Here is a 9,409-nt window from a genome sequence, read left to right as displayed (position 1 = left end):
CCCCCTTCTAGGGGGCCTAAAGCAAAGCCACCTCCTATGGAGGTGGATTTTTACTCAATTAGCTTAATTTACTGACCGTATTTCTCAGCCAGATACAACCAGGTTTCCAATACTGTATCAGGGTTTAATGACACAGAATCGATGCCTTGATCCATCAGCCATGCCGCAAAGTCTTCATGATCTGAAGGGCCCTGACCACAAATACCGACGTATTTGCCTTTAGCTTTAGCGGTTTGAATCGCCATAGACAACAGCTTTTTAATGGCCGGGTTACGTTCATCAAACAGATGCGCTATTAAACCACTGTCTCTGTCCAGGCCTAAAGTCAGCTGAGTTAAGTCATTGGAGCCGATGGAGAAACCATCAAAGTACTCTAGGAACTCTTCAGCCAGCAAGCAGTTGGATGGCAATTCACACATCATAATCACTTTTAAGCCATTTTCACCGCGTTTCAAGCCATGAGCTTCTAAGAGTTCAATCACTGCCTTAGCTTCTTCCAGCGTGCGAACGAATGGGATCATCACTTCAACATTAGTAAAGCCCATTTCATTACGAACCCGTTTTAAGGCTTCACATTCCATCGCAAAACAATCACGGAAATCTGCCGAAATATAACGTGATGCGCCACGGAAACCTATCATCGGATTTTCTTCGTGCGGTTCGTACTGCTGACCACCAATAAGGTTAGCGTATTCGTTTGACTTAAAGTCGGACATCCGCACTATTACCCGCTCTGGCGAGAAAGCTGCAGCCAAAGTAGAAATACCCTCTGTTAGCTTACCGACGTAAAACTCTACAGGTGAGCTGTAGCCAGCCATCATCTGACTGATGGTTGCTTTAAGCTCGTCACTCTGGGCATCGAAATTCAGTAGCGCCTTTGGATGCACACCAATCATACGGTTGATAATAAATTCCAGACGAGCTAACCCTATGCCTGCATGAGGTAATTTGGCAAAGGAGAATGCACGTTCCGGGTTGCCCACGTTCATCATGATTTTCATCTTCAGCGCTGGCATTTGATCTACACGTGAAGTCATCACGTCAAAACCTAAAATACCGTCGTAGACAAAACCCGTGTCGCCTTCAGCACAAGATACGGTGACATCCTGGCCATTTTTGATTTTCTTGGTGGCATCACCACAACCTACTACGGCGGGGATCCCCAGTTCACGGGCTATAATAGCAGCGTGACAAGTGCGACCACCGCGGTTAGTAACAATAGCTGAAGCGCGTTTCATGATAGGTTCCCAGTCCGGGTCTGTCATGTCAGTGACTAGCACGTCACCAGGCTGGATTTGATCCATATCTGCGATACTGGCCAGCACTTTGGCTTTACCTGAACCGATTTTATGACCAATAGCGCGACCTTCAACCACTATGGGTGCTGTGCCTTGCAGCTGGAAGCGTTCCATTTCGTTGCTGTCTTCGCGGCTACGTACGGTTTCAGGGCGGGCCTGAACTATATACAGCTTACCGTCCTGACCATCTTTGGCCCATTCGATATCCATAGCACGGCCGTAGTGTTTTTCAATGATAATGGCTTGTTTCGCCAATTCCTGCACTTCAGCATCCGTCAGTGAAAACTTCTGACGATTTACTACAGGCACATCTTCAACAACAACCTGTTTGCCATGAGTTAAATCTTTGGAGTACACCATCTGCAGTAACTTGCTGCCTAAGTTACGACGAACAACTGCAGGACGACCAGCCATCACCGTTGGCTTGTGCACATAAAACTCGTCAGGGTTGACTGCGCCCTGCACCACCATTTCACCTAAACCGTAAGATGAGGTAACAAAGACCACATCTTCAAAACCTGATTCAGTGTCAATACTGAACATCACACCAGAGGCGGATAAATCCGAGCGCACCATACGCTGCACACCGGCAGACAAAGCTACACCACGATGGTCATAACCCTGATGCACACGGTACGAAATAGCACGATCGTTAAATAATGACGCAAATACGTGCTTAATGGCTTCAATCACCTGAGCATAACCACGTACGTTTAAGAAAGTTTCCTGCTGACCCGCAAACGAAGCATCAGGCATATCTTCCGCTGTGGCTGAGGAACGCACTGCAAAGGAGACATCTTCAGCACAACCTTGTTGCAGCTGTTGATAGGATGTTTGAATAGCGTGTTCGAATTCGGTTTGAAATGGTGTATCAATCACCCATTGGCGAATTTGCGCACCAGCTTTGGCCAAGGCGTTTACGTCATCAACGTTGAGACCATCCAACACTTGATAAATACGCTCGTTAAGACCACTCTGTTCAAGAAATTGATTAAAGGCATAAGCTGTGGTGGCAAAACCGCCAGGAACTTGTACCCCTGCATTTGCCAGGTTACTGATCATTTCACCCAATGAAGCATTTTTACCACCAACGCGAGGAACGTCGTGCATGCCCAGGTCCTGGTACCAAACAACGAATTCTTGCACAATGAGTCTCCAATTTTTGTTGCAGGTTATGTAAGCTTACATGGCCAGCCACACAAGCATGCTAATTCTACACTGGCGCGAAAGCTAAATAAAACCTTAATTTTTATGTAATTTTATAACGACAAAATGGAGTAAATTGTGAGAACAGCCTTTTATATCTCTGATGGCACAGGCATTACATCCGAAGTATTCGGACACGCTCTATTGTCACTGTTTCCGGCAGAGTTCGACCATATCACTATCCCTTTTGTTGAAAATAAAGAGATCGCCTTACAAGCAAAACAACGAATAAACGATCGTTATAAAACAACTGGAATTCGCCCTTTAATTTTTCAGACCTTTGTTGACGAGGAACTAAGGCAGATCATTAACAGCAGCGATGGTGTCTGTTACGACTTTTTAAATGCCTTTATTGAGCCGATGCAAAAAGAATTAGGCATAGCGGCAATGCCCAAAACTCATCGCACTCATAGCATTCATGAAAAAACCTATGATTTCCGTATTGACGCGGTGAACTATGCGCTGGCCAATGACGATGGTGTGAACTTAAAGGAATATGCGAAAGCCGATATTATTTTGGTGGGTGTCAGTCGCTCAGGCAAAACGCCAACGAGCTTATATCTGGCATTGCAGTATGGAATTAAAGCAGCCAACTACCCCTTTGTGCAGGAAGACATGGATATGCTGCGGCTACCGGATGAGCTGAAGAAGCAAAAAGCCAAGCTGTTTGGCCTGACCATTACGCCAGAACGTTTGAGTAAAATTCGTGAGCAGCGCCGCCCTGGCAGTAAATATGCGTCACTGCGGCAATGCAAACTGGAATTGGATGAAGTTGAAGCTTTGTATCAAAAGGAAAAAATTCCGTTTTTAAACTCAACTCATTTATCCATTGAAGAGATATCGGCAAAAATTTTGGCGCAAACCGGTTTAAAACGACAAAAATATTAAGAGGGTTGAACAGCGCTGGCCTCTTGCAGCAACTGTTTAGCATGTAGGAGGCACAGCCGGATAGGCTCACCTTGCTCTTTACGTTTGACCAGCTGCACCAAGAGTCGGTTTACAGGTGCGTCAAGTTTCAACTGCTCTGCCAGAGTCACCACTGCGCCATTTAAAAAGTCGATTTCAGTCGCTTTGCCTGCCTGAATATCATCCCACATTGAAGAGCGCGCTTCTGGCGATATAGCCAGCATCTTTTTTGCCAGACGTTTGAATAACCAATTGGGGGTTCGCAATAAAAAAGGAATATAGCTGTTGGGGACAGAGGTATAGGAAAAACTTTGAATGTTCAAACACCTGCATATCCTCAGCAACTCATCTATCGCTGCAGCCAGCACTAACCGATAAGGGCGTTGTAACAGCTGTTGCTGCAAAGGTAAGTCTGACAATGCGTTAATGGCATTATTCAGATTCAACATTAACTTACCAAATTCAGCCGCTTTGACATTCTCCAGCTGTTTTGACTTAATACCGTGCTGGTCTAACTGCTTCAGTACAGCGTGAATACGTGCATCGTCACTTCGCTGCCAGATCATCTCTGAGCCCGTGGTCCTGGCATAAAAACCCGGACTGATTTTCACCACATTAAAAGGGACTATGGCCCTAAATACGGGTTGAGATAAGAGCTGTTGATACAGAGGTGCGATAGCTACACCATTTTGCATCGCCACGACCAAAGCATCTGCAGACAGATAGTGAGCTAGTTGAGGTAATAAAATCTGCAAATCCAACGCCTTTACCGTGACCAGCACCAGCTGTGCGGTACGAAGCGTTTCAAACTCGGTGTAAACAGCTGGAGAGCGGAGCCGATGGCAAGCTCCGTTTAAATCCTGGGCTGTTAAACCATAAGCTGCGGCTTCGAGCGCCATGCGTTCGCGCCCGATAAATATCACTTCACATTCAGGAGATTGTGCGAGTACGGTACCGAGGTAACAACCGATAGCACCTGCGCCTACGACAGCTACTCGCAGAGGGGCAGCGCTACTGCCTGAATGATCAGACTGCAGCGCTGTTGAGCGATTTTTATTTGCGGACCGCACGAAGGGTATCTGCGATCAGGAATGCCAGTTCCAGCACCTGATCTGAATTTAACCGAGGGTCACATTGAGTAGTGTAACGCTTGCTTAAATCGTTTTCAGACAAACCATAAGCGCCACCAGTACATTCAGTGACATTATCGCCTGTCATTTCCAGGTGAATACCACCGGCATGAGTGCCCTCAGCCTGATGCACAGCAAAGAAATAACGGATTTCACGCAAGATAGCTTCAAAGTCACGGGTTTTATAATCGTTGCTGGCTTTGACTGTGTTGCCATGCATAGGGTCTGAACTCCAGACCACTTTGCGCCCCTCACGCTCAACACGACGCACCAGAGCTGGCAGTTTTTCTGCCAGTTTATCCGCGCCCATTCGGGTGATTAAGGTCAGTCGGCCTGGAGTGTTGTCCGGATTCAGCGCATCAATCAGGCGCAATAAATCCACTTCATCCATACCAGGGCCTACTTTCACACCCACAGGGTTTTTGATACCACGGAAGAATTCAATATGGGCATGATCAAGCTGTCGGGTGCGCTCACCTATCCAGACCATATGCGCTGAGCAGTCATACCAGTCCCCTGTTAAGGAATCACGGCGGGTTAAGGCTTCTTCGTAGTTCAGCAACAGTGCTTCATGCGAGGTATATAAGGATGTTTCGCGAATAGACGGCGAGTTTTCCGCCGTAATACCGCAAATTTCCATAAAACGCAGTGCTTCCTGAATACGCTGAGCCACGTCCTGATAGCGACCTTTCAGTGGGTTAGCATCAACAAAACCCAGATTCCAGCGGCTGACCTGATGCAGGTCGGCTAATCCACCTTGGGCAAAAGCCCGTAGCAAATTTAACGTGGCAGCGGAATGATGATAAGCCGTCATCAACCTATTAGGATCTGGCTTGCGCGCTTCTGCTGTAAATTCAAAGCTGTTAACTATGTCACCACGGTAGCTTGGGTGAGATACACCAGCTATGGTTTCCAAATCACTGGAGCGAGGCTTGGCGTATTGGCCTGCCATGCGAGCCACTTTGACTACAGGACAGCCGCCGGCAAAAGTGAGAACCACAGCCATTTGCAGCAATACTTTAAAAGTGTCACGAATTTTTGGTGCATTAAAGTCACTAAAGCTCTCCGCACAATCTCCGCCTTGCAGCAAAAATGCTTTGCCTTCAGCCACTTGCCCAAGCTGACTAAAGAGATCACGAGTCTCTTGCGCAAACACCAAAGGCGGATATTTGTGCAATTGCTGCTCAACACTGCTGAGTAAAGCCTGATCATCGTAATGAGGTTGTTGTTGGATTGGAAAAGCTCGCCAACTTTGAGGCGTCCAGGTCGTCACTTTAAGTAGTCCTATAGTTCTGAATTGATAGTTAATGTCACTAGGTTATTTATCCGCAGACAAAGTAAATTTATTGGCGGCTAAATTCAATGCTTAAATGAGTATATTGCGCTGAATTTTGTAAATAGCACGACATTTATCATTAAAAACACCCAGATGGCTACACATCTGAAAATATCAAGCGTTTTTTAGCATGCTTTATAGGCTGAAAACACTATTCTCATTGGAGTTTTTATGTCAGAAGTTCAGGCTTTGCAGCAGTTGGAACCACAGCTGCATCAGTTGATTTTAAGTTAACCTCTGTCGGTCAGGTTGACCTTGTGTTATTTAGGTCGGAAAGTCATTTACTGATAGAGCATTTACCAAGCTTGACTCCCCCTTAGCGCATGCCTTAGCACCCTGACTTAGGGTGCGCACATCAAAAAACCCATCTACTGAAGTAGAAGGTTTTGGAGCCGAAAATACATGCACAGCTCCGCCAGATATCTAAGCACTAAGTTCTGCTCAGGAACTAAGAATACGCAGTGCACTCTGCAGATGTTCAGCACAATTTCGCCCTAAATCTGTCAAATAGCCACCATCAGCCTGAGTGAGCAAACCTTTTTTGTATAAACGTTCTATGGCCTCTTTGGCACCAGGGTCTGCTGATTTGTGTGCTTTAATCCCCTCCAGTGAGGTGTCTAAATTAAATAAAGTCAAAATACGAATTTCGTCATTCAATTGTGAATTTACTGGCATCTCGTCTTTTCCTTTGTCACTGTTTTGCTTGAAACTAGACCCTATTTGACAAATTTTCCAGAAAAAGTGTCGGTCCTTCCACTATTCCAAGCCTTAGACATGAAAACTCCCCTATTTTTATAAGGCTACAGCTGTATTTTTAAGCAGATATTTCCTATAGTCAGACAAACTATGGAGAGCTTTAGAAATCGTGGCTAAGGGATATTCAAACGCAAACACAGCACATCTTTGGACTGACTTGTTTCAGTGCTTATCTGATCCTGTTGCTTTGCTGCAGATAAGTGCCAAAAGTCCTCCTAAATTACTCCGTAGTAACAACGCTTTTAAACAGTTATTTAATCTAAGTACAACCAACAGCGCTCAGCGGCTCAACTCCCTGCCCGTCGATTTTATTGATTTGTTACAGCAGCTTAGCCCAAGCACTAGAGTGCCCGTCTGGTGCGTGATGACAGACGACGGTCATTGTCAGCATTTTAAACTACAAGCGGCATTCAGCGATTCGGACCCAGACAGCTGCTTGCTGGTCATGCAGGATATTAGTGAGCTGGAAAATGCTATAGAACTGCTTAAAAAACAAAATGAACAATTGCAGCAGCGCCTGGCGACTATAGAACAGTTGAAAAACAGAATTCGGGAGCAATCTATTCGGGATCCGCTGACGAATCTTTATAATCGCAGATTCTTAAACGAATTCATGGAGCGTGAGCTGGCACTGGCCAGACGGAATCAAAAACCTCTGGCTGTAGTGATGCTCGACCTCGACCACTTTAAACAACTTAATGACCAGTTTGGTCACCAGACTGGTGACAAAGTCATTGAAATGGTCGCGAAACATTTACTCAGACAAAGTCGCAGAACAGATGTGTTATTCCGTTATGGTGGTGAGGAGTTTTTGGTGATCTTACCGAACACTAATGCAAGCCAGGCCCAGCATTTGGCCGAAAACTGGCGTGTTCATGTAGAACAAGCTCAAGTTTTTGCCAAACATCAGGCGGTGAACATCACTTTATCTGCCGGCATCTCTATTTATCCCGAGCATGGTTCTACGGCTTTTAATTTAATTCAGGCGGCGGATGAAGCCCTGTATCAAGCCAAGGCCGCAGGACGTAATCAGGTCGTGATGTGCTAAGCGGGTCAACTGAAAAGAAAAAGGAACCGAAGTCCCTTTTTCTTTGTGAACTTTATCTGACCAATTTAAAAACCACCACGTAACGCAGCAATACGTTTTTCTAGCGGTGGATGACTTAAAAACAGCTCTGAAGTCGCAGGCTTACTGGCGATACCAAAAGCCATCATTGAGCCTTCGAGCTGACTTTCATGGTTATTGCGCAGACGCTCCAACGCCGCAATCATTTTATTGGCCCCCACTAACTTTGCAGCACCGGCATCAGCGCTATATTCTCGCTTACGTGAGAACCACATCACTATGATGCTGGCCAGCACACCAAAGGCCATTTCTAATACAAACACAGTGATCATATAAGCAAAACCGTTACCACCGCCGCCTTCATCGTTACGATTACCGCTAATAGCACCAGCTATAAGTCGGGCAAAGAAAATCACGAAAGTGTTCACCACCCCCTGAATAAGCGTCAGAGTCACCATATCACCATTGGCGACGTGTGAGACCTCATGGGCCAATACGGCTTCGACTTCTTCTTCACGCATATTACGCATCAGGCCTGTGCTGACGGCCACCAGAGCATTGTTTCGACTTGGACCAGTCGCAAAAGCATTCATTTCAGGCGAATCATAAATGGCCACTTCCGGCATCGCTATGCCTGCTTGCTGAGCCTGACGACGCACTGTGTCAAACAACCATTGTTCTGTGGCATTACGAGGTTGAGTGATCACCACAGCACCGGTCGAGCGTTTCGCCATCCACTTCGACATAAACAATGAAATGAACGAGCCACCAAAACCAAATACTGCTGCAAACACCAACAAGCCGCCAATGCTTCGGCTATCAATGCCCAGCACTTTAAAAACGATGCTAAGTACAATACTTAACACCAACATCACCGCCAGGTTTGTGGCAAGGAACAGTATAATTCGCTTCATAGATACCTCGTTTATTAAGCTACTGCTTGTACTATATGGCTTAGAAGCGGTTTTTCAATCAAAGTGCGACAAGCAATTGTAAATAAAGATGAATGGAGTTGCTGATGCGACAGGACACGTCAGTTTCGCAGCTGCTTGATAAAAGCGCTGGCCAGAGAAGTATTGAGCTGTGGTTCTGACTGATAGGGCAAAACGCCCAGACATGGAGCCATTAGCGATTGCTGTAAATAAAGGATATTTTCTTGCTGATACGCCATATCCGGATCAATACAATTAGCCACCCAGCCAACAAGCTTCAGGCCAGAGCGCTCAATTTCCCGTACCGTCAGTAAGGCATGGTTTAAGCAGCCCAGTTTCATGCCCACCACCAATAACACTGGTAATTGCTGCTCTGCTACCCAATCAGCCATAGTGCTGTGATCATCCAGTGGTAATAACCAGCCACCAGCACCTTCCACTAATGCTATATCAGCATCCACAGCCTGGAGCTTTTGTAACTCTTTAGTCAAAACAGCAGGCTCGATACTAAGCCCGGCTTTTGCAGCAGCTAAATGCGGGGCCACCGCATCGGTCAGACAATAGGGATTCACTATCTCATAACTCAGTTGCTCTGTCGCGTGCTGCTGCAATTGCAAAGCATCGGTATTAAAACCCGCGCCATTGACTCCGGCAGCCACTGGTTTTTGCGCCACAGTGCGATACCCCAAAGCTTTTAAACCTTGCAATAAGGCCACTGCCACATAGGTTTTGCCGGCATCTGTGTCTGTGCCTGTAATAAAAATCGTCTGCATATGTTT

At 46.1% G+C, this 9,409-nt stretch carries 8 protein-coding genes; 2 read left to right on the top strand and 6 right to left on the bottom strand.

Annotated elements, in window-relative coordinates; all coding sequences use genetic code 11:
* Positions 1-68 precede the first annotated feature (68 nt).
* The gene (ppsA, locus tag WH43_RS04950) at positions 69-2,444 is read right to left on the bottom strand and encodes a phosphoenolpyruvate synthase (protein WP_053423539.1); all 2,376 of its coding nucleotides are present in this window, start codon (positions 2,442-2,444) and stop codon (positions 69-71) included.
* A 138-nt stretch (positions 2,445-2,582) separates the two neighbouring features.
* Here ppsA and ppsR point away from each other — a divergent pair, with 138 nt between their 5' ends.
* On the top strand, positions 2,583-3,392 hold the full coding sequence (gene ppsR, locus WH43_RS04945) for a posphoenolpyruvate synthetase regulatory kinase/phosphorylase PpsR (RefSeq protein WP_053423538.1): 810 nt from the start codon (positions 2,583-2,585) through the stop codon (positions 3,390-3,392).
* On the opposite strand, the gene WH43_RS04940 is transcribed toward ppsR, so the two are convergent.
* The 3 genes from WH43_RS04940 to WH43_RS04930 form a co-directional block, all read right to left on the bottom strand.
* Positions 3,389-4,480: a 2-dehydropantoate 2-reductase gene (locus WH43_RS04940; protein WP_053423537.1), complete on the bottom strand. Its 1,092-nt coding sequence runs from the start codon at positions 4,478-4,480 to the stop codon at positions 3,389-3,391. The two genes, ppsR and WH43_RS04940, sit on opposite strands and share 4 nt — an antisense overlap.
* Positions 4,464-5,813: a class II 3-deoxy-7-phosphoheptulonate synthase gene (locus tag WH43_RS04935; protein WP_053423536.1), complete on the bottom strand. Its 1,350-nt coding sequence runs from the start codon at positions 5,811-5,813 to the stop codon at positions 4,464-4,466. The genes WH43_RS04940 and WH43_RS04935 overlap by 17 nt, the downstream gene beginning before the upstream one ends.
* A 504-nt stretch (positions 5,814-6,317) precedes the next feature.
* Positions 6,318-6,551, bottom strand: a complete 234-nt coding sequence (locus WH43_RS04930) for a TIGR02647 family protein (protein ID WP_053423535.1) — start codon at positions 6,549-6,551, stop codon at positions 6,318-6,320.
* Positions 6,552-6,996: 445 nt separating this feature from the next.
* On the opposite strand from WH43_RS04930, the gene WH43_RS04925 reads away from it, so the two are divergent.
* Entirely contained in the window at positions 6,997-7,680 is a 684-nt protein-coding gene (locus WH43_RS04925; protein ID WP_147904201.1) for a GGDEF domain-containing protein, read from the top strand.
* A 65-nt stretch (positions 7,681-7,745) separates the two neighbouring features.
* On the opposite strand, the gene htpX is transcribed toward WH43_RS04925, so the two are convergent.
* A complete protein-coding gene (htpX, locus tag WH43_RS04920; protein ID WP_053423533.1) occupies positions 7,746-8,612 on the bottom strand; it encodes a protease HtpX in 867 nt (288 codons plus the stop codon).
* Positions 8,613-8,731: 119 nt separating this feature from the next.
* The gene (gene bioD / locus WH43_RS04915) at positions 8,732-9,403 is read right to left on the bottom strand and encodes a dethiobiotin synthase (protein ID WP_053423532.1); all 672 of its coding nucleotides are present in this window, start codon (positions 9,401-9,403) and stop codon (positions 8,732-8,734) included.
* Between the last annotated feature and the right edge of the window lie 6 nt (positions 9,404-9,409).

Origin of the sequence: Rheinheimera sp. KL1 (genome assembly GCF_001275035.1) — a bacterium.
Classification (GTDB): Bacteria; Pseudomonadota; Gammaproteobacteria; order Enterobacterales; family Alteromonadaceae; genus Pararheinheimera; species Pararheinheimera tangshanensis.
The sequence above is the reverse complement of the archived record's forward strand: the minus strand, read 5'-3'. Positions and strand labels throughout refer to the sequence as shown.

What these genes read in the sequence shown, in the direction of transcription:
- WH43_RS04930 (WP_053423535.1), bottom strand. Translation starts at nt 6,551, where the DNA reads ATGCCAGTAAATTCACAATTGAATGACGAAATTCGTATTTTGACTTTA.
- bioD (WP_053423532.1), bottom strand. Translation starts at nt 9,403, where the DNA reads ATGCAGACGATTTTTATTACAGGCACAGACACAGATGCCGGCAAAACC.
- htpX (WP_053423533.1), bottom strand. Translation starts at nt 8,612, where the DNA reads ATGAAGCGAATTATACTGTTCCTTGCCACAAACCTGGCGGTGATGTTG.
- WH43_RS04925 (WP_147904201.1), top strand. Translation starts at nt 6,997, where the DNA reads ATGACAGACGACGGTCATTGTCAGCATTTTAAACTACAAGCGGCATTC.